Origin of the sequence: Blautia hydrogenotrophica DSM 10507 (assembly GCF_034356035.1) — a bacterium.
GTDB lineage: Bacteria > Bacillota > Clostridia > Lachnospirales > Lachnospiraceae > Blautia_A > Blautia_A hydrogenotrophica.
On the sequence record NZ_CP136423.1, the window covers coordinates 2,973,849 to 3,000,791 of the forward strand.

At 43.4% G+C, this 26,943-nt stretch carries 27 protein-coding genes; 5 read left to right on the top strand and 22 right to left on the bottom strand.

Features of this window, described 5'->3' with window-relative positions; translation table 11 throughout:
- Window positions 1-87: 87 nt before the first annotated feature.
- The 5 genes from BLHYD_RS14265 to BLHYD_RS14285 are packed head-to-tail and all read right to left on the bottom strand — an operon-like array spanning window position 88 to window position 3,971.
- Complete coding sequence (locus BLHYD_RS14265; protein ID WP_005951285.1) at window positions 88-1,389, bottom strand: MFS transporter; 1,302 nt, start codon at window positions 1,387-1,389, stop codon at window positions 88-90.
- 31 nt (window positions 1,390-1,420) lie between these two features.
- Entirely contained in the window at window positions 1,421-1,951 is a 531-nt protein-coding gene (locus tag BLHYD_RS14270) for a 2-oxoacid:acceptor oxidoreductase family protein (protein ID WP_005951283.1), read from the bottom strand.
- Window positions 1,948-2,691: a thiamine pyrophosphate-dependent enzyme gene (locus BLHYD_RS14275; RefSeq protein WP_005951281.1), complete on the bottom strand. Its 744-nt coding sequence runs from the start codon at window positions 2,689-2,691 to the stop codon at window positions 1,948-1,950. The genes BLHYD_RS14270 and BLHYD_RS14275 overlap by 4 nt, the downstream gene beginning before the upstream one ends.
- Window positions 2,692-3,738, bottom strand: coding sequence for a 3-methyl-2-oxobutanoate dehydrogenase subunit VorB (gene vorB / locus BLHYD_RS14280; RefSeq protein WP_005951279.1), 1,047 nt, complete (start codon window positions 3,736-3,738; stop codon window positions 2,692-2,694). It lies immediately after the preceding gene.
- 14 nt (window positions 3,739-3,752) lie between these two features.
- Window positions 3,753-3,971, bottom strand: coding sequence for a 4Fe-4S dicluster domain-containing protein (locus BLHYD_RS14285; RefSeq protein ID WP_005951277.1), 219 nt, complete (start codon window positions 3,969-3,971; stop codon window positions 3,753-3,755).
- 328 nt (window positions 3,972-4,299) lie between these two features.
- Here BLHYD_RS14285 and BLHYD_RS14290 point away from each other — a divergent pair, with 328 nt between their 5' ends.
- Complete coding sequence (locus BLHYD_RS14290; protein ID WP_005951275.1) at window positions 4,300-5,040, top strand: FadR/GntR family transcriptional regulator; 741 nt, start codon at window positions 4,300-4,302, stop codon at window positions 5,038-5,040.
- 451 nt (window positions 5,041-5,491) lie between these two features.
- Here the strand turns inward: BLHYD_RS14290 and BLHYD_RS14295 are convergent, their stop codons facing one another.
- The 6 genes from BLHYD_RS14295 to BLHYD_RS14320 all read right to left on the bottom strand — a co-directional run bounded on the left by BLHYD_RS14295 (window position 5,492) and on the right by BLHYD_RS14320 (window position 10,428).
- The gene (locus BLHYD_RS14295; RefSeq protein ID WP_005951273.1) at window positions 5,492-6,520 is read right to left on the bottom strand and encodes an ABC transporter permease; all 1,029 of its coding nucleotides are present in this window, start codon (window positions 6,518-6,520) and stop codon (window positions 5,492-5,494) included.
- Between the two features lie 2 nt (window positions 6,521-6,522).
- A complete protein-coding gene (locus BLHYD_RS14300; RefSeq protein ID WP_313901932.1) occupies window positions 6,523-7,476 on the bottom strand; it encodes an ABC transporter permease in 954 nt (317 codons plus the stop codon).
- 41 nt (window positions 7,477-7,517) lie between these two features.
- On the bottom strand, window positions 7,518-8,366 hold the full coding sequence (locus BLHYD_RS14305) for an ABC transporter ATP-binding protein (protein ID WP_005951271.1): 849 nt from the start codon (window positions 8,364-8,366) through the stop codon (window positions 7,518-7,520).
- Entirely contained in the window at window positions 8,363-8,509 is a 147-nt protein-coding gene (locus BLHYD_RS14310; RefSeq protein WP_196795182.1) for a hypothetical protein, read from the bottom strand. The genes BLHYD_RS14305 and BLHYD_RS14310 overlap by 4 nt, the downstream gene beginning before the upstream one ends.
- Window positions 8,510-8,686: 177 nt before the next feature.
- On the bottom strand, window positions 8,687-9,763 hold the full coding sequence (locus tag BLHYD_RS14315) for a sensor histidine kinase (RefSeq protein ID WP_005951269.1): 1,077 nt from the start codon (window positions 9,761-9,763) through the stop codon (window positions 8,687-8,689).
- Window positions 9,760-10,428 carry a response regulator transcription factor gene (locus BLHYD_RS14320; protein ID WP_005951268.1) on the bottom strand — a complete coding sequence of 223 codons (669 nt, stop codon included), beginning with the start codon at window positions 10,426-10,428 and terminating at the stop codon, window positions 9,760-9,762. Before BLHYD_RS14320 ends, BLHYD_RS14315 begins: the two co-directional genes overlap by 4 nt.
- Window positions 10,429-10,837: 409 nt before the next feature.
- Here BLHYD_RS14320 and BLHYD_RS14325 point away from each other — a divergent pair, with 409 nt between their 5' ends.
- On the top strand, window positions 10,838-12,226 hold the full coding sequence (locus BLHYD_RS14325; RefSeq protein ID WP_005951267.1) for an MATE family efflux transporter: 1,389 nt from the start codon (window positions 10,838-10,840) through the stop codon (window positions 12,224-12,226).
- Window positions 12,227-12,340: 114 nt separating this feature from the next.
- Here the strand turns inward: BLHYD_RS14325 and BLHYD_RS14330 are convergent, their stop codons facing one another.
- The 3 genes from BLHYD_RS14330 to BLHYD_RS14340 form a co-directional block, all read right to left on the bottom strand.
- The gene (locus BLHYD_RS14330; RefSeq protein ID WP_005951266.1) at window positions 12,341-13,036 is read right to left on the bottom strand and encodes a FadR/GntR family transcriptional regulator; all 696 of its coding nucleotides are present in this window, start codon (window positions 13,034-13,036) and stop codon (window positions 12,341-12,343) included.
- Window positions 13,037-13,405: 369 nt separating this feature from the next.
- The gene (locus BLHYD_RS14335) at window positions 13,406-14,326 is read right to left on the bottom strand and encodes a ketopantoate reductase family protein (protein WP_005951265.1); all 921 of its coding nucleotides are present in this window, start codon (window positions 14,324-14,326) and stop codon (window positions 13,406-13,408) included.
- A 46-nt stretch (window positions 14,327-14,372) separates the two neighbouring features.
- A complete protein-coding gene (locus tag BLHYD_RS14340) occupies window positions 14,373-15,071 on the bottom strand; it encodes a cyclase family protein (RefSeq protein WP_021844988.1) in 699 nt (232 codons plus the stop codon).
- 460 nt (window positions 15,072-15,531) lie between these two features.
- On the opposite strand from BLHYD_RS14340, the gene panB reads away from it, so the two are divergent.
- Both panB and BLHYD_RS14350 read left to right on the top strand, forming a co-directional pair.
- On the top strand, window positions 15,532-16,365 hold the full coding sequence (gene panB / locus BLHYD_RS14345; protein WP_021844987.1) for a 3-methyl-2-oxobutanoate hydroxymethyltransferase: 834 nt from the start codon (window positions 15,532-15,534) through the stop codon (window positions 16,363-16,365).
- Between the two features lie 308 nt (window positions 16,366-16,673).
- Entirely contained in the window at window positions 16,674-17,690 is a 1,017-nt protein-coding gene (locus tag BLHYD_RS14350; RefSeq protein ID WP_005951262.1) for a bile acid:sodium symporter family protein, read from the top strand.
- Between the two features lie 222 nt (window positions 17,691-17,912).
- Here BLHYD_RS14350 and BLHYD_RS14355 read toward each other — a convergent pair whose 3' ends face one another.
- The 7 genes from BLHYD_RS14355 to BLHYD_RS14385 form a co-directional block, all read right to left on the bottom strand.
- A complete protein-coding gene (locus tag BLHYD_RS14355; protein ID WP_005951261.1) occupies window positions 17,913-18,194 on the bottom strand; it encodes a hypothetical protein in 282 nt (93 codons plus the stop codon).
- Window positions 18,195-18,318: 124 nt separating this feature from the next.
- A complete protein-coding gene (locus BLHYD_RS14360; RefSeq protein WP_005951260.1) occupies window positions 18,319-19,116 on the bottom strand; it encodes a sulfite exporter TauE/SafE family protein in 798 nt (265 codons plus the stop codon).
- A complete protein-coding gene (gene larB, locus BLHYD_RS14365; protein WP_005951259.1) occupies window positions 19,113-19,868 on the bottom strand; it encodes a nickel pincer cofactor biosynthesis protein LarB in 756 nt (251 codons plus the stop codon). Before larB ends, BLHYD_RS14360 begins: the two co-directional genes overlap by 4 nt.
- Window positions 19,869-20,205: 337 nt before the next feature.
- Entirely contained in the window at window positions 20,206-21,693 is a 1,488-nt protein-coding gene (locus BLHYD_RS14370; RefSeq protein ID WP_005951258.1) for a lactate racemase domain-containing protein, read from the bottom strand.
- Window positions 21,694-21,706: 13 nt separating this feature from the next.
- Window positions 21,707-22,540, bottom strand: coding sequence for a triose-phosphate isomerase (locus BLHYD_RS14375; RefSeq protein WP_005951256.1), 834 nt, complete (start codon window positions 22,538-22,540; stop codon window positions 21,707-21,709).
- Window positions 22,537-23,736, bottom strand: a complete 1,200-nt coding sequence (locus tag BLHYD_RS14380; RefSeq protein ID WP_005951254.1) for a diphosphate--fructose-6-phosphate 1-phosphotransferase — start codon at window positions 23,734-23,736, stop codon at window positions 22,537-22,539. The genes BLHYD_RS14375 and BLHYD_RS14380 overlap by 4 nt, the downstream gene beginning before the upstream one ends.
- A complete protein-coding gene (locus tag BLHYD_RS14385; protein ID WP_005951252.1) occupies window positions 23,726-24,883 on the bottom strand; it encodes a class II fructose-bisphosphate aldolase in 1,158 nt (385 codons plus the stop codon). Before BLHYD_RS14385 ends, BLHYD_RS14380 begins: the two co-directional genes overlap by 11 nt.
- A 239-nt stretch (window positions 24,884-25,122) precedes the next feature.
- Between BLHYD_RS14385 and BLHYD_RS14390 the strand changes: the two genes are divergently transcribed.
- Entirely contained in the window at window positions 25,123-26,004 is an 882-nt protein-coding gene (locus tag BLHYD_RS14390) for an aldose 1-epimerase family protein (RefSeq protein ID WP_040350784.1), read from the top strand.
- A gap of 69 nt (window positions 26,005-26,073) precedes the next feature.
- Here BLHYD_RS14390 and BLHYD_RS14395 read toward each other — a convergent pair whose 3' ends face one another.
- Window positions 26,074-26,928 (bottom strand): class II fructose-bisphosphate aldolase, encoded by an 855-nt coding sequence (locus BLHYD_RS14395; RefSeq protein ID WP_005951248.1) that lies wholly within the window; start codon window positions 26,926-26,928, stop codon window positions 26,074-26,076.
- Window positions 26,929-26,943 lie beyond the last annotated feature (15 nt).

Consider the following 26,943-nt stretch of genomic DNA (forward strand, 5'->3'; position numbering starts at 1 on the left):
ACCCTAACTCCTTTCCTGCCTTATAAAATTCAAATTACCAAAACTCTTCTCCGAACTATCCTCCGGAAATCTTCACATATTCCTGGATTACTCTTTTGCAGAAGTCTGCAATTTCTTCTTTTTCAGTTTTTTATGACGAACAAAGATCGAAATCGCGGCTAAGGCCGCTATGAATGCCATACTAATCAAAATCGTAAAATAATTACTATACGCCTTGGGCAAATCATCTGCAAACGTATCCAATAACCATCCATTGACCAGTGGCATAACTGCGTCTGGCACATAGATCGCAATCAATGTCACAATGGAGATCGCCGTTCCTGTCAAATGCATCGGAATATTGGCCTCATCCATTGTCGCCCACATAGTAGCTTTTGCCATACAGCAAACGAGTGCATTTACGAGTACAAAAATAATTGCAAACGTCACAACGTTTTCTCCGCCTGTTTTAATCCGTGAAATCGTGAAAATAAAACCTGCACAAACTACGAGACAGATCGCATTCAGTAATGAAGGCGAGCCTATTTTTTTCGCAATCAAACCTCCAATCGGTCCTCCCACAACTTTTGTTCCATAGTCTCGCATAATCGCAAAAACTCCGGTTATCGTAAGAGACGCTCCCAAAACTCCTGTAAAATAAGGCGTCATATAAGACTGACAGATATATAATCCATACACTCCGCAAAGTGTCACAGCAACTAACCACAGACTTGGATTTTTCAATAATTCCAAGGTATCTTTAACCTTAAATTTCCCTTCCTCAGATTGTTCCTCACCGGCTTCTGCAGCTACCGTCCCCATCTCATCCTTATAGAAAATCGCAATTAAAACCACTCCGATCAAACAAAGAATTCCCATAGAAAAATGTGCTGCCCGATATCCCCAAATCTGATTCGCAAATTTTGCAAACACTCCTACTGCAATCATGTTTCCAACTGTCGCTACCAATCCCTGCGTTGCCTCGAACATTCCAAATGTCGTAGACTGATTATTTTCACCGCCAACGATACGAATTCCTTTTAGCACTGCAGGCCAGAAAGCAAAACCTGTAGTACAACCGAAAATGCCCCATACAATAACTTGAACCCAATACACCTTTATAAAAATTACGGACAACAGAATTGCTGGAAAATTCGCCCCTAAAGAAATCAGCAATATTTTTTTTGTATTGAATCGGTCTGCCACCCAGCCGCCTGGAATCGAATTGATAAATGCTGTGATAACAGAAACGGTTGTCAGGAAACTCAGCTGTACGTTACTGCATCCCATTGCCTCGATCATGGAATCATACAGAAAATATCGGATATATGGAGGATTAAAAGCTGTTGCATAGGCAAACGCTAATGCAAACATAGGTAACCATGGAAATTTCTTTTTTCCTTCGTTCATTCTCTTCACTCCTTTATTCACTTCTGCAGGTCTATTCGCATTTTGCTCCTGCCAACAGGCACAATTTATTTTTAGGATTTGTCTTCCCCTTTTTTGCGAAGAATTCGTCCACCAACTTTGCAAGCGTCTCAACTTCAAATAAATCCGTGTGTGCCGCAATTGCTCCCAACATTACCAAATTCGCGCCCTTAGGATTCTCACATTCATTTGCTATCTCAGCGACCGGAACTCGTACTACTTGTACGTCTTCTCTCATTGGATGAGATTCTGGTACTGCCCCAGCATCCACTAAAAGCAAAGCACCCGGCCTCATATGCCCTTGAAATTTATCTACAGAAGCCGCATTCATCGCACATAAAATATCAATTTCTTTTACATATGGACTTGCGATGTCTTTTGTATCTAATTTTACACTGCAATTCGCCGTGCCCCCTCGCATCTGAGAACCATAAGAAGGATACCAAGTCACATGCATTCCCAATTTCATACCGGCTTCTGCAGCAATCATTCCTGTCGTCAAAATTCCCTGGCCGCCAAACCCTGAAAATATCATTCCTGTCATTTGGACCCCTCCTTTGTCACATCAATAAACTCACCCAATGAGAAATAGTTTCTCGCTTCTGTATGCATATACTCTTTTGCCTTCAATGGTGCCATATGTAAATTCGTAGGACACGGCGACAGAACTTCTACCAGGCTGAATCCCCTTTTTTCCATTTGGTTTTCGAACGCCTTTTGAATCATTTTTTTAGTTTTCGCAGTGCTTGCCACATCGTATAGTTCCCCTCTTGCAAGATAGGCAATTTTCTGTTTACCGATCAAATCTACTACGTTTAAAGTTCCGTAACGATCGGGGTCTTTTCCATATACAGAAGACATTGTCTTTTCTCCCGGTAAAGAAGTCGGAGCCATCTGTCCTCCGGTCATTCCGTAAACAGTATTATTTACAACGATAACCGTTATATTATCATTTCGCAGTGCCGCATGAATCAATTCTGCAACACCTATGGAATACGCAGACCCATCCCCCAGATATGCACAGGCAATATTATCAGGACGAACTTTCTGATATCCACTTGCCGTTGGAATCGGACGTCCATGTGCTGACACAATCGAATCAAACCGCATCATCGCCGCGCCAATGTAACCACAGGCAACATCATGTGTTATCACCAATTTTTCATTTATGTTTAATTCATCAGCCACCTCGGCTACTAAACGGCTAACCACTCCGTGCCCACAGCCAGGACAAAACCCAGTCTCTGGCAAAATACCTATTCTGTCAGGTTTTTTAAGTTTCATCTACTTTCCCTCCTGTCCTTCCATTAAAATTCTTCTCGCTTCGACAAGGATATCATCTGGTTCAGGTACATCAAAGAATGAGCCCACAAATCCCACTGGATACCGGCAACCTGTCGCCAATTTTACGTCATCCACCATTTGGCCCAGAATATTAATTTCCACGGATATAAATCCCTTCACATTTTTCAGATTTTCAAACGCTTTTACTGGAAACGGCCAAAGTGTAATCGGTCTTATGAGTCCGAGTTTCAAGCCTTCCGCACGCCCCATTTCCACAGCTTCTTTACAAATTCTGGAGCTGCACCCATACGCCACGAGAATGATTTGTGCATCTTCCGTCTGATAACTTTCCCAACGTTGCTCCTTCTCCTCTATCATCGCGTATCTTGCACGAAGAGTTTTTGGATAATCAAAATCCGTATAGAACACATTTTGAATTGTCTTATGCAGATCATCTCCTTTACAGCCTTTCAAGGTCCAGTCATAAGTATCAATATCAAATGCTTCCTGGAATTCTGGTAATTCTACCCCTTCCATCATCTGGCCAATTGCTGCGTCCGACCCAATCAATACCGGATGACGATACTTTTCTGATAAATCAAATGCCAACGGCATCAAGTCAACATTTTCCTGTACCGAAGCCGGTGCCAAAACAATCGTCCGATAGTCTCCATGACCACCGCCCCTAGTAAGCTGCCAGTAATCTCCCTGTCCTTGTGAGATATCCCCCAGGCCAGAACCAATTCTCATCACATCAATGATAACTCCCGGTATATCATTGGCACACAGATAAGAAATTCCTTCCTGCTTTAGTGTAAATCCAGGACCGGCCGAACTTGTCAGAACTCGTGCCCCAGCGCAGGAAGCTCCCATCAACATGTTAATTCCGGCCAATTCAGATTCTGTCTGAACAAATACTCCTCCGACCTCGTCCATTCTCCAAGATAAATACTCCAGTATTTCCGTCTGTGGTGTAATAGGATAGCCACTGTAAAAGCGACACCCCGCTCGCAAAGCAGCCTCTGCCAAAGCCTCATTTCCTTTCATCAATACTTTTTCACTCACGCCTGCGCACCTCCTTCTGTTTCAACTATTTCGAACACATAGTCTGGACACACTTGGTAACAAGAACCACAGCAAGTACATTTTTCATCATCCACTCTGACTGTATCGTATAATTTTCCTTCCTGCCTAAAAAAAGAAAGCGCGTCACGAGGACATGCTGCAATGCAATATCCGCAGCTCTTACAGCGATTCCCGTCAATGATTAATTTGCTCATACGAATTATCCTCCTTCAATTTTTTAATACAGATATTCCTATCACTCTCGTTATGGTCTGGTGGTCTTACCATTAGACTAATTTAAACCTATCATATTCACTATTTTTCGTCAATATTATTTTTCTTTTTCGTCTATATTCACAAAATTTCTGATAATTTATTATGCAAGTATTCTTTTTAAGAATAGTTGACTTTCCATTTGAATCAAGCTATGATATGATTTTGTAAGGAAGCATGCCTATTGTTACCCTAAAGTAACAAACCGTGATTTCTCTTTAAAGCTATATATCTGAAAAATAAAAATGAAAAGAATATGAGGATATAAAAATGTTCGAACCAATTCATAACAAAAACAATTATCAATACATAGTAGATCAGATTAAACAGTTAATTTTAGACGGGGAATTGATCGTCGGTGACAGGCTCCCCTCTGAAAGAGATCTCTCTGAAATGTATCAAGTGTCCCGTGCTTCCGTAAGAGAGGCTTTAAAAGCTTTAGAAACCATCGGCCTATTAGAATCCCGCCATGGCGGAGGAAATTATATTGTAAACCATCTCAAAGAACAGTTGACAGACAATCTCTCCTTGGTATTCGTATTAGACCATTGCAAATTAAAAGATTTAACCAGTCTCCGCTATGCGTTAGAATTGGAAATTATGCGCAATATCATCCGTAAGAATAACCCTGAGACAAAAAAACAATTACAAGAGCTGCTCATAGAAATCGAAAATGCAAGATCAACCAAAGAAATCGAGCAAATTGATGTAAAATTTCATACTCTCATCGCTTCTTTGGCTGATAACCCACTCCTGCAATACCTTCAGGCTTCCATACATTCCGTATATTCGACAAGCATTGAATTTTTAAATGCCACCTATCCATCCTGGGATGACGTGTCTCTGGAGGAGTCACAGGCTTACCAGTCAGAAATCATTCAAGCATTGCTCTCACGAAATATGGAAACCGTTCAGCAGGCACTCGATAAGCACTATCAATACAATCCGGGCATAAATATTGACCTTTTATACGAAAACTACGCAAGCAGCAAAAACAACACTCCTAAATAGACTAGAAAAAACGGTATCCAAAATATAAGATAAAAAAAGAGCATAACCAGGATATCCATTGTGGATACCTGATACAGCTCAAAAATAATAAAGTCCACCTACTTTTATGTGGAATACTATAATCATTCTAACATTCATATTTTATAACTGTCTGTTCGATAAAATTATGATTCAGATTTTACAGCCATTTATTAACAGAGAGCCTGCCGCCAGCAAGCTCTCTGACCATTTTCTAAACGATTACCCATATGAAAAGTATTTCTTTCCCACTCTCAGTATTTATCATCTCTTCAAATTTACGTTTATGACTAGATCACCATCGGCAATTATTTTATGTTTTTGAAACATCAAGCCGAAAGCACTCTCCATATTCATCAAAAACGTACGATATCTTCTCACTCTAATCCATAGAACAGTGAAAAGTCAGGGCTATGTACGCCGACCTTATACTTCAATGCTGCTTTTGATTTAAGTTATTATACTTTTTCCGGTATTTAGACAGGGCTAAATAGAGCAAAAGCCAAAAGACGCAGTGAATAGCAAGAATGATAACATCTTTTCGAGCGATTGCTATGTTACCATTTCCCAATCCCATAATTCCCTCAAACGTTGCACTAGATGGAACAAGATAACACAGATATGAAAAGATTTTGTTTCCCTTCCCTACCAGATAACTCACAGTAGGAACAGCCATAAATACAATCATAACAATTTTGATATAAACTACGCCTGCCATCAGGCCATCAGAAGCCCAGCCTACAAACAGTCCGATCAGAGCGGACACAAAAGCGGAAAGTATAATCAAGATTAACATAACTGGCACCTCCACAGGGGACAGTCTAAAACAAAATATCGCTGTGAGAATAGCAGATATAGACCCAAACACAAAGCCAATAAAAATCTTTTGGGCAATGTATTCTTTTGAGGATATGGGCAGGATTTCATTGATAAGAGCAATTCCATCTTCTTTCTCAGAAATGATATTCACGGCATTAAAAGTACACCCCATAAACATTGCCACAATCAAGGTAATAGCAATAAAAATATTCTGATAGCCTGCCATTAAGTCGGGTTGTTCTAAAACTTGTATGTTGACTACTTCTGTTCCGCGCCGCCTGTAGAGATCTGGGAGTGTACTTGCAGCCTGATAAAATACTGACAACTCGTCACCAGATATGACAGTTTTTATACTATCCCCATCAGGTTCTACACCAATCAGATTGGTAGAAGGGTCATTGATCGCTGCAATCAACTCCTCTCTCGTTTGGTAAGCCGTAACAGTACCATATCGTTCCAGCCAGACTTTCATTTCCGATGTGCTACTTTGGGTAACCACACCAAAATTTAATTCGCCCAAAGAGGAAAGGTCAATAGAACCAATAACATTGAGTGCTATAGCAACCAAAATAGGCAGGAGAAAAGACATGACACAAAACTTATCTTTCCTGACATTTTTAAGCTGATATATCAAACCTTTCATTGTCAGCCCTCCCTTCCCATTTCTTTACGGAACACCAGATTAACCATTCCAAAGAATACAATAACGGTACATACCACACAGATATAATAAACAGGGTTAGTTACTGGCATACCAAAAAATGCGTTTTTCAACCCCATATATACATGATAAAACGGATGAACAGCAAGCCATGTCACTTTTACCGATGTATTTGCTGCCAGAAAAATAGGAGTTACCACAAATAGCGCAGTCACCAGATATACAAGCGAAAATTGTTTGAAATCCTTTAACAGCATCGCACAGCCAAAGCCCACAAACGCTACAATCAAAGAAAGGATTGCCGTTTGTATTAAAACCGCTGGCAAAATGCTTTTTGTCTCTGAAATCCCAATATTGAACAAGGTCATTAAGACAGCAAATACTAAATCTGTCAGCAAGAAAAGAAAAACTTTGGAAAAAACAAACAGATTCTTATTCAAGGGTATGATTACATGGACGCGAATAACGCCCATCTGTTTTTCTTTAAATAAAACAGACGCAATTCCCAAAAATCCTACTGCGACAATCTCAATAAACAACAATTCGCAAGTGATTTCCTTACGCTGCTTCATTTCAGGAGTATTGTTGCCTACAATTTCCGGCATATATTCTCCATCAGAGTGCAGTAATGACAGCGCATAGTCTACTCTGTGTTGGTCTGCTTTTTCCGTAGCCTCGTAAAGTATAACATTAGGTTCCCCATCACAGGCATCAATTCCCACGCCGCTTGTATCCTTTGCAATGGCTTTTATTAATTCTTCTGGCGAAGATACAGAATAAACCAGTGGAGAAACATCTGTCTGTGTTCCAGACGGGTCGTAGAGATAAACATTATAAATTTCAGCTTCCATCAAATTCAGATAGCCAAAGTTAATAAACAAGGTGTAAATCAGAAACGATCCGAAAGCCACCAAAAAGAATTTTCCCGATACCATCATCCGGCAGTCTTTTTTCACCAGAGAATAAAGGTTTTTCCACATCAAGACAGTCTCCTTCCTGTATATTGGATAAACACATCCTCTAAAGTTGGCTCTTGGGAATGAACACTGATCAGCTCGTCATATGCAAACGGGATACTCGCTTTCAATTCAGAAGCCTCCATCATCTGTTCGCTCCGTTTGCCTTGATACAGATAACTTATGATAATGCTGTGATTGCTGTTTTTCTCTTTCAGGTTTCTCGGCGCATCAAGCGCCACAATGTTTCCATTTGAGATAAATGCCACCCTGTCACAAAGCAGATCAGCGTCAAGCATATTATGAGTCGTTAGAAATATCGTTGTTCCCTTTTTCCGCTCTTTTTCTATAATTTTGCGAAAAAGCACAGCTCCAGCAGGGTCAAGGCCGCTGGTCGGTTCATCCAAAAATAGAAGTTTAGGATTACTGATTAAGGCTCGCGCCATGCTAACGCGCTGGCGCATCCCCTTTGAATAGGAGGACACCGGCTTTTTCAGAAAATCCCTCTTAAACTCCAATTCATCAAGCAATTCTTCCACGTCTCGCTGCTGCTCCTTGGGATAAAATGAAGCAAAGTAACGCAGATTATCAAGAGCACTCAAATTAGCATACAGATAAGGAAATTCAAACAGGACACCTATTTTTTGAAAGACCTCTTGCATATGCGCATTTTGCAAATCTTCTCCAAACAGAGATACCGTTCCGCCATGGCCTTTCAATATACCGGTCAATATCTTTTGGGTCGTAGACTTACCGGAACCATTTGGTCCTAAAAAGCCGAAAATTTCTCCATCCCGTACAGAAAAAGTCAAGCCGTGTAATGCCTGCTTATTTTTTCCATAGGAAAAAGTCAAATCTTTGACTTCGATCATTCTTCCTCCCCCCATTTCCCGTGTTGCTCCTTTCCTTGCTGACGCCTATTCCACCATTTTACAAACTTAACCTTAAACGGAATCAAAACCGCCAGTAGTGCCAAAATAGCAATCCACCAATACCACTCCAAACCTAAAAACATAAGCGCTACCTCCTTTATTTTAAGAGCCATGCTCTCTTGTTGAGGTAAAAGTATAAAAATGCGTTGAAATTGATGTGAGGTTGCTGTGAAGTTGGTGTGAAATCTTCTTGGAACAGAAGAAAAGAAAAGCCCCAATTTCTTTTCAGAAATTGAAGCCTTTCCACAAGAGATGAATTCTTATTTTATAGAAGGGATAGAAAAGTAAAAAACGACGCCTCCTGGTTGATTTTCGGCCCCATAGGGTAAGTTTTGCATGGATAAAATCTGGGCAACTATCGCAAGCCCCAATCCCGAGCCACTATATCTAGAATTTTGATCACGATAAAACTTCGTCCAAATTTTTGACAAATTTTCTTGTGAGATTGGAAGCCCCTGATTAAAAATGGAGAAATCCAATTGATTGCTATTTTTCTTCAAAGACAATTTCAAAACACCACCTGGATAGACATTTCGTTTTGCATTGACAATCAAATTATCCAATACTTGCTCCATCCTGCTTTTATCCGCCCACACATAAACCGGATGCCCCGGCAATTCATATTGCAGACTAAAATCGGCATCCGGAGTATCGATCAGCAGACGTCCAGCAACCGTTTCTAGAAATTCAACAAAATCAAAACGTTCCGGGCGAAGTTGTGAGGCACCATTTTCCAGTGCAGACAAATCAAGTAAAGTCGTAATCAGATTACTCATGCGTTCTGTCTCTGCAACAATGATCTCGAAATATTTTTGTCTTTTTGCCTCATTCGCTTCCTCTTGCAACCCCTCAGCATAAGCCCGAATAATTCCTAATGGTGTTTTCATTTCATGTGACAGGTTATCTGCCAATTCTTTTCTTTCAGCTAACAGACACTTTTTTTGCTCCACATCCAACATTAATTTTTCATTAGCAACTTCCAATTCTCTAAATGCCTTTTGCAAATTTTCCGCCATGATATTCAGACTTTTTGATAATTCACCAAATTCATCATGGCTTGTTACTTTGCATGGGTGAGTAAAGTCCAATCGCGCCATCGTTCGAGCCGATTCATTCAACTCCGAAACAGGTTTTGAAATGAAATGTGCCATAGTGAAGTCAATCGCCAAAGTCAAGACAACTACAAAAGACAACCAGATCACAAAAGAAACATCTGTACTTACAGGCAGATACCCGGATAACACATAAGAAACAATCAAAACAATCCCAATCAATTTAGAGACCAACAGGATTTTTTTGCGTAATGAAAAGATATTTATATTTTCCAAAATCTTCATACCGCTACCTCAAACTTATAACCGGAACGAATCAGTGTCACAATATGCTTTCCCTCATCGCCTAACTTTTGGCGCAGGGTTTTGATATGTGTATCAACTGTTCTCGTCGTTCCCTCAAAGTCATACCCCCATATCCTATTTAGCAACTGTTCGCGGCTGAAAATCTGTTCGGGATTCACCATAAAAAAATAAAGCAATTCATATTCCTTGTGAGTCAACACAATTTCCTTTCCATTCACAAAAACTTTATGGGAGGCAGGAACAAGAGAAATTTTTCCTGCATTTATGGTATCTGCCGGAAGTAAAGAGGAACGTCGTAATAAAGCATTTGCCTTTGCTAAAAGTACCTTTGGGCTGAATGGCTTTGTCATATAATCATCAGCACCCAAGTCATAACCTTTCAGTTTGTCATCTTCACTCCCTTTCGCAGTCAACATGATGATGGGAAGATTGCTCATCTCTCTCGCTATTTTGCAGACCGAAAAGCCATCAAGGTTTGGCATCATAATATCCAGTATCATCAAATCCATCGGATTGCTTTTTAGCACCACCAAAGCATCTATTCCATCATCAGCCGTAAAACAGATATGTCCGCCACGCTGCATATATTCGACAATGATCTCCTGCATTTTCTTTTCATCTTCGACAATTAAAATGTTTGCCATAAAACATACCGCCTTTCCTTTCTGCTTATCACACCGGTCTATTGGCTTTTTGCCGTCATATAATCTATATCTGCGCCTCTAATGACTCCATTATAGTTCTTACAAAAGAACAAAACAAGAAACGGAACGTAAAGATTGTTTTTACAAAGTTTTATTTAGAAAGCGTTTTTGTCCTTTCGAACATCTTATTAGCAAAACCTAAAACAAAGGTTTCAGAAATCTCCAACAAACAAAAAACTCCGCTCTAGTTCAAAATGAAAAACAGAGATTTAAAGATCGGACACTTATTAAAACAACTACATTGATTCTTGCCGCCACAGGCATTATAATAAGATTAGATACCAACTGCGTAGACAGACTCCATCTGTTCTAGGTGTAGTCTTATTTTGGGGGATAAAGGGGAAATTTTATGAAACTAAAAACTTTATTTGCGCCTTCCGATATGACTTCCGGAAGGCCCTGGGAAAAAATCGTTATCTTCACGGTTCCCATGTTGATCGGAAATATTGCTCAGCAACTCTATAATACCGTAGACAGCATTGTGGTAGGAAATTTCATCGGAGACAACGCGCTGGCAGCCGTGGGAAGCGCAAACCCGGTTCTAAACCTGCTTCTGGTTCTGTTCATCGGAATTTCCGTGGGGGCAAACGTTATGGTCTCCCAGTATTTCGGTGCGCGACAGCGGGAAGAATTGTCGAGAACTATTGGTTCCTGTATCGCACTGACAGCTATTGCAACCGTCATCATTATGGTTATCGGCTCTCTGGTGACTATGCCGCTGCTGCGATTTTTGAACACTCCAGAAAGTATCATTGACTGGTGTGCCTCCTATCTTCGAATTATGATGCTAGGAATTGCAGGCGTGGCCTACTATAACATTCTGTCTGGTGTCCTCCGAGGCGTAGGAGATTCTTTCTCTGCCCTGGTTTACCTGCTGGTAGCCACGGTAATCAATATCATACTGGATATCTTTTTCGTAACCCAGTTAAATATGGGAGTACCTGGTGTTGCTCTGGCAACGATCATCGCCCAGATTACTTCCAGCATCCTCTGCCTGTGGAAACTGTGCAGAATGAGGACCCTCTTCGACCTGGGACCGCGCTATCTGCGGTTGAACCGCAAACACAGCCTCACCATGATTCGGCTTGGCCTTCCCTCCGGGCTGACACAGGCGATTTTCTCCATGGCTCTTGTTGTAGTGCAGTCCTTGACCAATAGTTTCGGAGAGATGGTCATCGCCGCAAATGTCATCCTCATGCGCGTGGACGGTTTCGCCATGATGCCGAACTTCTCATTTGGAAACGCCATGACGACCTATGCTGGTCAGAACGTAGGTGCCAAACGGTATGACAGAGTTTCTCAGGGCGCCCGCCAGGGAACCCTGATCGCAGCGGGAACTTCGGCCGTTATCACATTGTTGATTCTGCTTTTCGGAAAACCCTTGATGAGTATTTTTACAAACACCAAAGAACTGGTGAATCTCAGCTATCAACTTATGATGATTTTGGCGGTCGGCTATATCGCCATGGGTGTGACCCAGAGTCTTTCTGGCGTCATGCGCGGAGCCGGCGACACAATGACCCCCATGTGGATTTCCATTGTGACGACCGTCATCATCCGCATCCCTATTGCCTACGGAATCTCCTATCTGACCAGAACACCTGAACTACCCAACGGGCATTATACCTGCGTATGGGTTTCTCTGCTAATTTCCTGGGTATTGGGAGCTCTGCTAACCACATTTTTCTACCGCAGGGGAAAATGGAAAACCAAAGCGATACATCAAAATGGAGGCTGACATCAGCCTCCATTTTTTTCATACTTCTTCAGACAAAATGTTCTCAACAATAGCAACGATTTTCTCTATTTTATCACGTATGTACCTCTGCAAATGCAATATTCACTCTATCAATTACTTTTTTAAGTCTCTCATAGCACTTACCAAATGGTACCTCATAGCCATAGCCGCCCCTTCTGCATCTCTTTCTTTTAAAAAATTGATAATATTACTATGACTCTCACGAGAATTACGCATCATATGTGGATGAAGAGAGCGACGATGTTGCAAAATCACATAATAAGACCACTCCCAAGCGCTGGAATTCTCAACCATCCTCTGTATAATATTATTATGTGTGGCGGCAGTCAACTGCTTATGAAATAAAATATCATACTGAAGAAATTCCTCGCTGTTAAGAGCAATCAACTGTTCTATATGCTCCTGAGTTTTCTCAATCTCCTCTATCTCTTCTCTCGTCGCATGTTTCACAACCAAAGCCATAGAGGGAACTTCCCAAATTAACCTGGCCTCATACCAGTTATTTAAGAGTTGTCTTTGCAGCTCTTCATAGGAAAGTCCGCTGGTATCAATGCCAAGGCCGAAATCTTCTGAAACAAAAGTGCCCACTCCCCGTCTGATAATTAAAATGTTTTCTGCCTCCAGTTTTTTAATTGCTTCTCTAAGTGCAGTACGGCTTACATTAAAACGTGCAGCCAATTCTGCTTCCTTGGGAAGCTGCTGTCCAGGCTCAAATAGTCGCCTGCTAAAAATGGATTCTTTGATTTTTTCAGCTACGGTATCTCCTAAAGATTTTGTAAGTTCAGTCATAGTATTCTACCTTTCTTCCAGACACAGCATTGGCATACAGAAAGACGAAGCCAACAGTTTTTCATTCCCTACGTCCTAGCACAGTACTCTCCCGTATGCCTTCCATATAAAATCATTATATCCATTTAGCCAAACTGAATCAACAAGGAATCACCTGCAAAGCAAAAAAATACCTTTTTCTCCGCCAGAATTCATATCCTTTTCGTCTGTTTTCGCAGTCCTCCCTATATTACGGAATTTCGCTCTCTCACACTCATGAACAACTTTTTATAGTAGAAATTTTGTCATACATCAAAAAGTCCTGCATATCTCTCTGAGAATATGCAAGACTTTTTGCAATGCTCCAAATGTTTACAACACAAACCTTTCCTATCTATGATGGTAGGTTTCTTTTGCTTTTACTAAATTGGTCAGTACAAAGTTAATCGGTGTGCTAATCCCCAATTTTTTTCCTTCCTCCATAATAGCCCCATTGATAGTAAGCACTTCAGTAAGGTTCTTGTTCTCCACATCCTGCAACATGGAACACTTATTTTTAGCAGTAGACTCGCTTACATCTACAACATGCTGATAAAGATGATCGTAGTCTAGATCCAAACCCTTTGCTTTCGCCACCGCAGCGACCTCTTCTACAGCCTGTTTCTGCAAAAGACCCGCTTCTTCGATCTTGGAAGTGTACAAATTCTCAAAATTACAGAGTGTTCCAATGGCGTTAATACCTACATTTACTGCAAGTTTCGTCCAAATCAATTTATTTACATTGTCCACTTCGAACACCTCAAAGCCGCCTTCTCTCAGTTGTCTTGCCAGGGTAGAAATGCGCTCGCTGATTCCACCCGCGAACTCACCGATAGAAATTGAACCGGTCTCGCTCCCACGAGTACATCCCGGCGCATACTGAGTGCTTCCAAAGGTGGTTGTTCCCACTACTGTTCGCTCTTCTCCCACAATAGACGCAATTGTCTCATAATTTCCAACACCATTTTGCAACGTCAATATCGTGGTATTTGGCCCAATAATCTTCAGGCAATCTCTCGCTGCCGTAACATTGTCATAGGATTTTACGGTGAACATAATCAGATCTGGATTTGCAGCTTCCTCAATATTCTCAGTGATTTTTATCTTCAAAACTTTTTCATCTGCACCTCTGATAATTTTAAGTCCATTCTTTCGGATTGCCTCTACAATCTCATGTCTTTTTTCCACCAGAGTTACATCCTGTCCGGCCTGAAATAAAATAGAACCGAATAGAGTTCCAATAGAGCCGGCGCCAACAATCGTGATTTTCATACGTCAATTTACTCCTTTCAAGATATCTGTGTAATGGCAATATAATTTAATCTTCTTCCACAATGGCAACTAAGTTGCAGACACTGGCGTCTCTGCCAGTAATACGCAGCGGAGTACAACAGGCACCTACAATTTTTCGTCCGATAAGTGGTGCAATATTGATATCTTCGTAAATAAGCACTGTATTATTGGGTCTATCTGGATCTAAAAATGCCTTATGAGTACGGAAGCCATTCTCCCGTCCAAACTCAATATTCTCAATGCTCAGAGTATCAATAGCCACACCCTTCACATTTGGAAGCTTCTCCCTGATAAACTCTGCCGCCTCTGGTCCAACTGCTGAAAATCCCGTTGCATAGTCCATAAAATCCACACTTCTCTTCTCATAAGAATGTGTATTAAAAATCAATAAATCCGCTTTATACAATTCATCTCCATAGGCTAACAGCTGCTCGACAGTAATCAAGTCATTTTTCTTCTTCGCCGGAACATCTAGTAGCAGAGGTTTTTCATAAAAGAATCTGTCAATCGGGATACAATCAATTCCCGGTGCGCTGCCTCCCATATAATGCCACGGTGCATCCACATGGGTTCCCGCATGCAGATAAATTGAAAGAACAGACCCATTCCAATCCGCACCCGCTTCCAAGTCTTCTCTTAAAGTAACCTTTACTTCCGGCAAACCAGGATACACAGGCATTCCTTCATAAATCGGATATCCAAGTTCTACATACTTTTTACTCATTTCATTTCCCTCCACACATATTATGTTTAGTTACTTTTTACAACTTTTTTCACCATAGAAATATTATCACTAAATCCACTATACCTCCCATTTCTAAAAAAGTCAATTGAATTCCAAGTCAAAAAATATACAAATTATATAAAATACTTTTGTTAATTATAAATATATTTGAATATTTAACCAAATTTTTCTTGACATATCTCATGCTCCGGTTTAGAATTCAATTCAAAGAGATAGTATTTCTTAAGTGATTGTTTTTCTAGAGATACTACTTTTAACCCCATCATATAAGTTCCTGCTTTAATGTTATTTAGACATAGGGAAAAATCAATTTCCTTCAACGGAAATATTCCCCCTTAAAAAGCGACGGCACTGGTATTGAGGTTACACAAATATCAAAGCGAATTGTAAATATCCGCTTTGACTTTCAAAAACAAAAAAGAATATGGAGGATTTAAACATGGCAAAAAGAAAAATGTCAATCGCAGATTTTAAAGACTATAAAAAGAGGGGGCAGAAATTTGCTTATGTGACTGCCTATGATTATACCATGGCAAGCATTGTAAACGAAAGCGATTGTGAAGTAATCTTAGTCGGTGACTCCCTAGCAATGGTAATGCTTGGAAGAAAGACAACAGTAGGTATCACCTTAGATGATATGATTCACCACATCAAGCCAGTCGTTTTAGGCGCTCCAAACACCTTTGTCGTAGGTGATATGCCCTTTGGTTCTTATAACATAAGCGCAGAACAGGCAATCGCAAGTGCAAATCGTATTCTAATGGAGACTAACTGCGACTGTGTAAAATTAGAGGGCGGTGTAGAATACAAAGATACAATTGCGGCAATGGTAAAAGCTGGTATCCCAGTAATGGGACATATTGGCTTAACTCCACAGACTGCTACTTCTCTTGGCGGTTTCCGCGTACAAGGAGGTACTCCTGAGAGTGCAAAAAAACTGATCGAAGACGCAAAAGCTCTGGAAGCAGCGGGCGCTTTCTCAATTGTGGTAGAGTGCGTTCCCAGTGTAGTAGCAGCAGCACTCTCAAAAGCTGTTGAGATTCCGATCTTAGGAATCGGCGCCGGCCCGGACGTAGACTGTCAGGTTCTAGTAACTCAAGACATGCTAGATATGTATGGAGACTTCAAACCAAAATTCGTAAAACACTTTGCCCATATTAGAAAAGCAATGGTTGACGGACTTAATGCCTTCCATGAAGAGACTGTAAGTGGAGTTTTCCCTTCAGAGGAATATTCCTTTAATAAAAATGTAGACATTCCAAGACTTTATTAACTGTATGTAAAAACCATGCATAGGTTAGTTGATATTTCAGTCTTTTAGGAAAGCTACTGCTTTTATACTTATAGCATAAACGAGAAAAAAATTTATTCCTGTCAGATGGAATCCCATCTGACAGGCAGTAAATCTACTGCTAGATTCAAAAAGTCTGCTACTTCACCATATACCCTATGGTTTTTCTAGATATAACAAGTTTCTTGGAAATGGTTTACTGCCACTTTAAAAATTTTGTATATCAAGACGCAGAAATTTTTAATACAAATTATTAATGAACTTTTTTTGAGACATTATGAGGAAAAATAATGAAAAAAATAGTTGCAGTAAGTAGTTTTTTAAGCCGCAATCTTACATTAGTCATTATCTTCACAACTTTAATTGCACTGGTGATTCCAGAAATTTTTCTGCCAGTGGCAGGTATTAAAATCTATAATCTGTCTGTACCAAATCTTCTACTGGCTGTCATCATGTTCGGAACAGGTATGTCTATAAAATTTAAAGACATCATAGAAATTTTTAAAAGACCCAGAAACGTCCTGTTAGGTGTTACCGGAAAATTTATTTTCATGGCTCTCGGAGGTTATCTCGTAGCCAAAGTCCTTGGATTAGATAACCAACTTGCTTTCGGATTGGTTCTCCTAGGTACTATGCCTCCGGGGACTGCCGCAAGTGTCATCGTATTGATCGCCGGAGGCGAAGTTGCTTTCGCAGTGGCAATCACAGTAATCTCCACATTGATCGCTCCCGTCCTCACGCCTGTTCTAACCTTTCTCTTAGGCGGCGAATGGGTACAGATAGACTTCATAAGCATGTTCTTAAACATTGTGATCGTTGTGCTGATTCCTGTAATACTTGGAATGATTGTGCGGAGTATTTTCAAAGATAAATGTGACACCTACAAGAGCGTGGTAGGTTTGATCTCTACCCTGTCTCTGATTCTTATTGTCGCGGTGAGTACCGCACCAAATAAGAGCGTAATTTTGAGTATAAGTTCTATTATCGTTATACTAGCAGTCACACTTTGCTTCTTCATTGCGGTAATAGGAGCTTTCCTACTAGCAAAGGTCTTAAAATTGAACAGAAAGCAAACACTGGCATTATTGGTAGTATCTTCTGAGCAAAATTCCGGCTTATCGGTAGGCATTGCCGCCGCGTTCTCAGACATCTATCCGATGGCTGCAATTCCATCCATTATTGCCGTATCTCTCAATGTAACTTTAGCTACTGCTCTTGCAAATATATTGGGAAACAGAGAGAAAAAACATGCTAAAAAAAATCTGGACGCAGTTTCACATCATTCCGGCGCGCCCAGACGTACGTGAAACAGAAATTCTATCCTGTTAAGATAAGCACATAAAAACAGGAGGGCAGCCTTAAAGGAAAAGAGATTTAAAAGGCCGCCCTCCTCGTTATATTTCTACAAAGCAAAATTCATATCTAACACAGCATTAAAAAATTCCTCCGCCATTTTTCTACAGCCCTAGCTATGGTACAGTCTTTAAGCAACAATTTTGAATCTCTCCTTCTCTTATTCTGCTTCACTTTTAGGTTATGACAAAACCAAGTACAGGCATACGTCCACAATGAAGCGCTGCTGTTATGGGAATGAACGTATCAGTGTCACATGGTTTTACCCCCAATCCTCTCTCTGTACCTGAAATTTTTATAACACATGCCAAACCATTCTCCTCATCATCCTTCCCAGTCTGTTTCGCCACAGCTGTCAACCCATTAACAGAAAAGTCACCCACCATACCATATTTCAAAGGAATCGCTTCCTTTAATATGTACCCACGGCTGTACTTATCTTTCGTTTCCAGCAGCATTGTGTGCATCCCCACCAAAAGCAAAGGGAGATTCCCGTCTCCATGTCATCTGCGTTCCCTGACATGGGGACGGAACTCTCCCTTTCACCATCTAAACTTTATTTTAAGCACCAGACCTTCGGTCTTATGCAATCCCAAATTTCACCGCATTGTAAATGTTGATTCCGATAATCACAGCCATCAGGCCGATAAAGAGTTTATTGACATTCTCTTCGTCGATCTTCTTATTCACCTTACTGCCGATCATACCGCCTGCGATTCCGCCGATCACCATCACCAAAAAATAGGAAATCTTAACCTCCGGCACCGTGCCGGTTCCCAGCGTCTGAATCAGACTCGTAATCTGCGAGAACATGATAATGTACAGAGAGCTCAGTGCAGCCTCCTTGGTAGACATAGAGAAGAAATAGGCAAGGACTACCAGATTGATCGGTCCTCCTCCGATGCCCAAAAAGCTGGACATGATTCCCAGCAGCAATCCGATGACCAGACAAAGCCAAATCTGATCGCACTGTTTTGTCTTAATCCTGTTTTTCAGAACCGTATAGATTAACGTTCCCAGCGTAATGGCAATCAGAACAATGGCCTGTACCATCCCCACCAGATTTTCGTCTCCGACGGCATCCTTCAATCCCTGGAACATGGCTTTTCCCGCCACGCCTCCTGCGGCCGCTCCCACAGCCAAAGCAGTGGCAATCTTCACATTCAGCTTCACCTTACCAGCACGCAGGTTCTTATAGACCGATACGATGGACATCGCCAGCACAGTGCAGCCGGACAGAAAACTGATGCTTGACACACTCATAATTCCCACCGCGTCCAGCACCGGCTTGATAATCACCCCTCCGCCGATTCCACAGATGGAGCCTACAATGGAAGAGAGGATGCTCACCAGAAAAAATACCAAAATGATTACGTTCATCTTCTACCTCCCTCGACTCCCAGCCGATTGATCTGCGCCGCCATATACCCGGCTCCAAATCCATTGTCGATATTCACCACGGCCAGCCCCTCCGCACAGGAGTTCAGCATCGTAAGCAGAGCAGAGATTCCATGAAGATTCGCTCCGTACCCCACCGAAGTGGGAACTGCGATCACGGGCCGCTCCACCAATCCGGCCACGACACTTCCCAAAGCCCCTTCCATACCGGCGATGGCGACTACACAGTTGGCTCTTCGTATCTCTTCGGTTTTCTCCAGCAGTCTGTGAATTCCCGCCACCCCCACGTCATAAATACGGTTTACATAGGTCCCGAAGAATTCTGCCGTCTGCGCCGCTTCCTCTGCCACCGGGATATCTGAAGTTCCCGCTGTACAGACTGCAACCTCTCCTGTCAGCTGCGGCTTCTCATACTGAAGCTTCAGAGTTCTCCCTAGGGAATCATACAAAACTTCCGGCACAGCCGCCTTTACCGCTTGGTACTGTTCCTGTGACGCCCTCGTCCCCAGCACGTTTTCTCTCCTGGCCTGAAAGCTTTGGTAGATCTTGACCAAATGCTCCGTAGCCTTTCCCTCGCAGTAAATAACCTCTCCGAATCCATTTCTCAGTGCTCTGTGATGATCTAACCGACAAAAGCCCAAATTCTGATATGGTAGTTCCTTTAAGTACTGCTCTGCCTCCTCGATATTCACACTTTGGTTTTTCACACCCTCTAACAATTCCCGTACATCCATTGATAAATTCCTCCTTTCCTCAGTATACCCTCTGTCAGCCAAATACTCAACCTTAAAGTGAACACCTATAACAATCGGATAAGCTTATCGTATAAACCCTCATGCCGCCTATCGGCGGCACTTCCAAAAAGTATAAGCTGCGGATTGCTTCGTGCATTACACTCCCGCAATCCTGACAGGCATTCGCACTCCGGCGCATACGCCTGCGCACTCATACCTGTTGCCCCGTCCAATGTCTATGCGTCTCGGCAAGCTTACCAGCCGTTGTCCGGGAGCTTATACAGTAAAAGGACAGACTCTTTTTGAGAGTCCGTCCTTTTGCCGCGGGCGGCCGTTGTTATCCCATGCAAGGATGACAGTGTCCATAGGCATCCATGCAGTCTTCCTCAGGATTTTTCATACACAAATGAACAGATGCTTTTTTAAAAGTCATCGGCAAAGCCAGGATATTTGGCTCCTGTCCCACGAATTTCTTCTTTGCATCCTCGAGCGCTTCCTCAAAGGTGGCTCTGGTCTTTAAGCCCATACCTCTGGCGTAGCCCGGCTCCTGTGCTCCTACTATATAAATAGCGCTGGTATTCATCTCCGCGATATGTCCGCAGGAAATCATACTGAAGCCGTGGAAAGGATGAAATGCGTTGGTAAAGCGGTATTTTCTGATATACTCTTTGTTAGTCGCAAAGTATTCTCCGTACCGATTCATATCCGGCAGTGTGTTCATGTAATCATGCTGGAACAGCTCATACATCTCTCTTAAATACGGCCATCTCTCATCGTGAAAGAATCCATTGCACAGGGAAGAACAGAGAATCACACAATTCTCACTCATGACGCGTTTGAATCGAAGTACCTGTGCGCTCAAAGCCTGCATCATCATAATCGGATTGGTACCCATGCCATCCCCGTAGTGGAATTTCTGAGGCATTCCAAATACCAAGACATCGTATTTCTTTTCTGCCCAGTGTACATAGGTTCTCTTATCCGCCACTTTCCAGCTCAGAGGCATCATCTCTTTCGCATAGCCGGAAAAGATGGCGATCTGGCGAGAATTGGTATCTAAGACTGCGTCACAGCAGAAGAAGGGGTGTCCCATTTTCTTCTCCATGTGCATACTGATCTCATCAAATTTATGACGCATCAGACTGCCTCCGTTTACCGGGGTGAAATCCTTTCTGTGCATGACAGAAGGTACGTGGTGGCTGGCAATACTTTTCCAGTTTGTGATTCCTGTTGCACTGTGCTTGTAACCTCCCGAGTAGCCTCCATAAGGATTTCCCTGAACATGGCCGATTAAGATCGGCAGATCGCTGTCATAGACAAACTTATTCATGTAGACAGGATCTCCTCTGTCCGTCACTCCCAGGTCTACCATATGCTCCTGGTCTTCGCTGTCATGGCTGATAATCTGTCCCGTGTGCCAGAACTCATCGTAAAGTTTCTGCCCAAAAAGCGCTTTGGCGTCTGCCTCTGTGCTTCTCGGATGCAGACCATTAGAAATGATAAACAGAATGTCCTTTTTCTCGACCCCTGCTCCATATAGCTCTTCCAGAATGTATGCAATGCTCAGCTTTCTGTGGCTAGTGGGTTGTTCTCCGCCTTTTACACGATCCGGCACAATAATGGTGACTGTCGTTCCCTTGTGAGCCAGCTCAGACAGTCTCGGCATTCCAATGGGATTTGCCATGCTTTCCAGATACGCTTCTTTTAATTTGTCTTCTGGAATATAAGCCGGGTCTTTCACCGTCTCTCCCGGAATAAAAATATCGGTACTGTCCGGAAGTTCCGCCTGCATCGTTCCATGTCCATATTCGAATTCTAATCTCATCGCTATTCTCCTTTTACATTAAATATAAATCCAGGATTTCCAGATATTCCTCCGGGTAAAAGCCAATCTCCCCCTGGAATCTGGTGAGCGCGATCAAGCCCCCGTCAATCTCAGGGATAGAAGCTAGCATCCGGGCATTTTCCTGTTTCAAGCCGCCGCCATAGACCACGTCCAGCTGGCCGGTCTTTTCTTTTACAAATCTGGCTATTTTTGTGATATACTCCTTATCTGCCGGTACTTTGCCAGGTCCAATGGACCATACCGGTTCATAGGCAATGGTCACCTGACTGGCATCCACACCTTTCAGCCCCATCTCCAGCTGTTCTCCCAGAACCTGCTCCCAGTTTTCCTGCTCCTCGCTCTTCTCGCCAATGCAGTAGAGCACCTTCATTCCTCTGGCAACCGCGGCTTTTACCTCCTGGTTCAGAATCTGATTCACTGTCTGGCTTTGCGCACAGCCTGCGGCCTGTAAAATTCCCAGCAGATAATTGCGCTCCTCACAATGGCCAATAATCGTATATTCACACCCTGCGGCCTTCATCGCCCCAGCTGGTCTGCCTGTCGTAAAGGCTCCAAAATTTCCTCCTGGCTGCACATCCTGTCCCAGCACTCCCTGGCAGCCTAATTTTATCAAGCTGTCCTTTTTCATGGATTTCCTGGCATTCAGGATATGTAATTCGGGAAAAAACATAGCAAACTCCACATCTTCTCCCCTGTATCGTTCCAGCCGTTCCTGCGTCTGTTCCACGATGTGAGAACTCCACTCTGAGATGGGGGCGATACTGTTTACCCCACCCAACTCTCTGGGCACGTCAAATCTTTTCAAATTCAGAAAAATATGCTTCATTTTCCGTTTCCCCCCTGCCAATAATCTTTAAAATTTAAATATTTGTCAAACCCCTCACCGATCAACGGCCGGCACCAGGAGACAAATTCCTCCGTCACATCGTTTCCTCTATCATTGATGTAGGAATCAGGAAGTGTCTTCTCCAGCAGCATCACTTCTTCAATAGGAATTTCCATCCAGCGGGTCTTATAAGAACCGTCCGCCGTCTTTTCCCTCTGGATTCCCACCATGACACCGGTATGTCCTTCCAATGCCAGGCGCAAAGCTTCCTCTCCGGCCTCCTGGGCCTCCCTCCTATCAATCAGGGACTGCCAGGCAATCGAAGCGCGACCGCACAGCCCCGGTTTCTCACTTCTGGCCTTCACACCCAGCCTTTTGACGACCAGATTTGCCAGATAGGCACTTACATCTCCGTAATAGACGGCTCGGTCCGTCTTAAAAATTGGTTCCACAATCGGAGTGCCATCCTCTTTTTTCAGTCCTTCGCTCACGACCACCACGACGCCGCCCAGTTTATCATACAGTTTCTTGACATCCTCCAAAAACTCCTCCTGGTTAAACGGGCGCTCCGGCGTATAGATCAAATGAGGGGCATCCCCTTCTTTTTCTCTGGCCAACGCCGAGGCCGCCGTAATCCAGCCCGCATTTCTTCCCAACGCCTCGATGATACAGACATGAATCGGGAGGGACGCGACATCTGCTGCCACCTCTTTCACAGAAGCTGCCAGATATCTGGCGGCGCTGCCGTAACCCGGAGTATGGTCAGTAATCGCGATATCGTTGTCGATCGTCTTAGGAATCCCCACCACCTTGATGTCCTCATAGCCTTGTTTTACACAGGCCTGATAGATCTTCCCGCAGGTATCCATGGTTCCGTTTCCTCCGTTTGGAAGGATATAACGGATCTTATATTTTTCCAGAATTTCAGGGATTTTTTGGTAATCCTCTTCTGTCACCGGATATCTGGAAGAACCGATGGCGGTACCCGGTGTGTGAAGCAGCAGTTTTAACTTTTCCTCCTCAAAGGTCAGAAGGTCTAAAAGCTGCTCCTTTACAATCCCTTCCATTCCACCGATCGCCCCGTAGACCGACTCAATCTCTGGATGCCTTTTCGCCTCTGTTATAACTCCATACAAAGAAGCGTTCATGACCGGCGTCGGACCGCCGCCGTGTACGACTAACACATTACTTTTCATTTTTCCTGTAATACTCCTTCATCTCTTCCAAGGTCGGGCGTTCTACCAGAGGCGCTTTGCCAAAAGCATCAAACTGTACAATCAGGGTTCCTACGACTTCCTTGACCCCTTTTTCCACACATTCCATCACTGCCTGGGTATCCTCGTCCTTTACTTCTCCGAACATCACCGTATCCATAAGCGGCGGCAGGAAGACTCTAGGATCGAATTTATCTTTATTGGCCTCCAAAAGCCGATACACATCTCCCACCGAAGCACTTTCTCTCAACTGAGGACGACCACAGAAGAGTTCTTTTAGATTTCTGGTCACAGCCAAACGGATATCCGTGTCCACATTGATCTTATTGATTCCGCAGGAAATCGCTTCCCTCAACTCTTCTATGGAAATTCCATAGGCATTTTGGATGTCTCCGCCCAAGGTGTTGATCTCCTTTACGATATAAGCCGGCACCGTAGAAGAGCCATGAGATACCAGTCCTCCCGTGATTCCCTCATGGGCCATACACTCCCGGATTGCGATGGGAATCTGTCTGCGAAGCTTCACATTTTTTCCCTTAGAAGCCCCGTGCATCGTGCCATAGGAAATCGCCAGAGCATCCACCTGAGTCTTCTTAAAGAACTCTACAGCCTTCAGCGGATTCGTGTAGGTGGAATCCGCGGCAAACACATGGTCTTCCACACCAGCCAGCACTCCCAGCTCGCCCTCTACGCTGACGCCTCTCTCGTGAGCGTATTTCACCACCTCTCTGGTCAGTTCCACATTTTCCTCAAAAGGCAGAGAAGAGCCGTCAATCATCACCGAAGTATAGCCGCCGTCAATCGCCGCCTTACAGGAATCAAAATCCCTTCCGTGGTCTAAGTGCAGTACCACAGGAATGGAGGCGTTCTCTCCGTATTTTCTCACTGCGTCCGCAATCCTTTTGGCCCCTCTTTTCTTATCTTCCAGGGTGGCCTTTGTAAAATCCACACAGCCCCCCATAAATCCATTTGCCAAGTCCGCTCCCTGCAGAACTGCCGGCGCGCGGAACATCTCATGAACCTCGATCACAGCCTTGGCCTGAGCCACTGCGTTTACATTAAACGCTCCTTGTCCATATCCATATTGAACCGCCGCGTCCAAAATCGGTTTCAACGAAACTAAGCTCATAATCTTCCTCCTATTCTGAAATGTATTCTTGGAATCTCTTTTTAACCTATCTTCTGAAATCCTCCTCCGATTCTTTCCTGACGGCTGCGTCCTTGGCACCGTCTGTTCTTCCCGGCAGCCGCGAATCTGAACTTACTGGCTGAATAGCTGCATTTTTTTACGCAAACGTTTTCAATTTCTTGTAAAATTCTGCGATAATCGGTATACTGGGAACATGTTGAATGAAGGAGGTATTATTCATGATTCTTGAAATTAAAAGCGACAAAGCTTCTGCCAAAATTGACAGCCTCGGAGCACAGCTCATCTCTTTTCAGGATTCTCAAGATACAGAGTATATCTGGCAGAGAAATCCCCAGGTATGGAAAAACTGTTCTCCCATACTCTTTCCGATTGTAGGCAACTGCCGGAATACGGGCACCTGCATCGACGGAACCTTTTATCAGATTCCTAAACATGGCCCCTGTAAGTCTACAGAATTTCAGCTCATCGAACAGGCTGACGACTCTGTCGCCTTTTCCCTGACTCACGAAGACTTCCCTGAGCAGTGCTACCCCTATAAATTCCAGCTCCAAGTCCGTTACTCGATTACAGAAACTATCTTAAATCTAACGCTCACCGTAAAAAATCTGGATACCGACAGCATTTTCTATTGTATCGGCCTTCACCCTGGAATCCGCTGCCCTCTTTCTTCTGAAGAAACTTTTGAGGATTACAGACTGAGCTTTTCTCAGCCTCAGACCTACGGCTACCGCCGCTATGATTTAGAGAATCTACAGTTTGACATGGAGCGGGAAATTCCTTTTCCCGGAGATGCCACTTCCATTCCTTTGAATCGTGAATTGTTCTCCTCAGATGCCATCTGGTTCGACCGTCCCTGTGGACATGAGGTTTCCCTTCTGAACCCCGCTGGAAAAGGGCTGAAAGCCTCGTACCCGGATTTCGACACCGTCGCTTTCTGGACTCAGGTTTCCAAAGACGCAGCCTTCCTCTGCATTGAGCCCTGGAACGGCTCCGCTGTCTGCTCTGATGAGGATGACCTCTTCGAGCACAAAAATCATTTGCAGCGCCTGGTAACCTCCGCTTCTAAAAGCTATACGATGACCCTGGAAATTCTGAATTAAGATCGGATAGGGGAAGATTTCCTTCCCCTATCCGCCGCGATTATGCAGCAGCCCCTTGTATCACTAGCTTTATGCCTTTCCCTGTGAACCTGCAAGGCGGATAATCTCTTTGATATCTTCTCTCAAACACTGCTCCGCATAAGAAGACAGCTTCCAAGCATGACCGCCGTCTTTTTTCTCTGCAAGCCCTTGTTTTAAATATTCCACATACTTACAGCGAACCTGGGTGCCAAAGTTAATCTTTGCCACACCACTTTGAATCGACCGCTGTATCAAACTCTCATCCATCCCTGTACAGCCGTGGAGCACGAATGGAATCTCCGTAAATTTCCGGCACTCCTCCAAAACCTCCACATGGATATCCACCGGTCCCTTATAGAACCCATGAGCATTTCCTATCCCAATAGCCAAAGAATCCGGCTGACACAGTTGCAAATACTGTTTGACCACCTCTGGGTCTGCAATATTGGAAGAACCTATCTGCATTCCCTGGTCGTCCAGGCGGGCCAGCTCGCCAATCTCTGCCTCCAACGGCACGTGAAATGCCCGGCACACCTTCGCTACCTCTTCCGTTCTCCTGGCATTCTCCTCCACAGGATAGTTGGAACCGTCATACATGATGGAAGTAAATCCCAAGTGCAGCATTTCCATACAGCGCTCAAAGCTGTCTCCGTGATCTAGGTGAATGGCCACTGGTACGGATACTTTTTCCGCCATCCATTTCGCGGTCTCATAGAACCAGTCATGACCGGAATACTCCCCGGTACTCACATAGTGCGCCAAAATCACAGGAGACTGAAGCTCCTCTGCCGCCATGCAGATGGCCCGGATAATATCATAGGTACCTCCCTGGGTATTGATTGCAGGAACCGCATATCTGCCCTTGTAGGCCTTTTTCAGCATTTCATAACTTGTCGTCAGCATCTGTCTTGTCCTCCC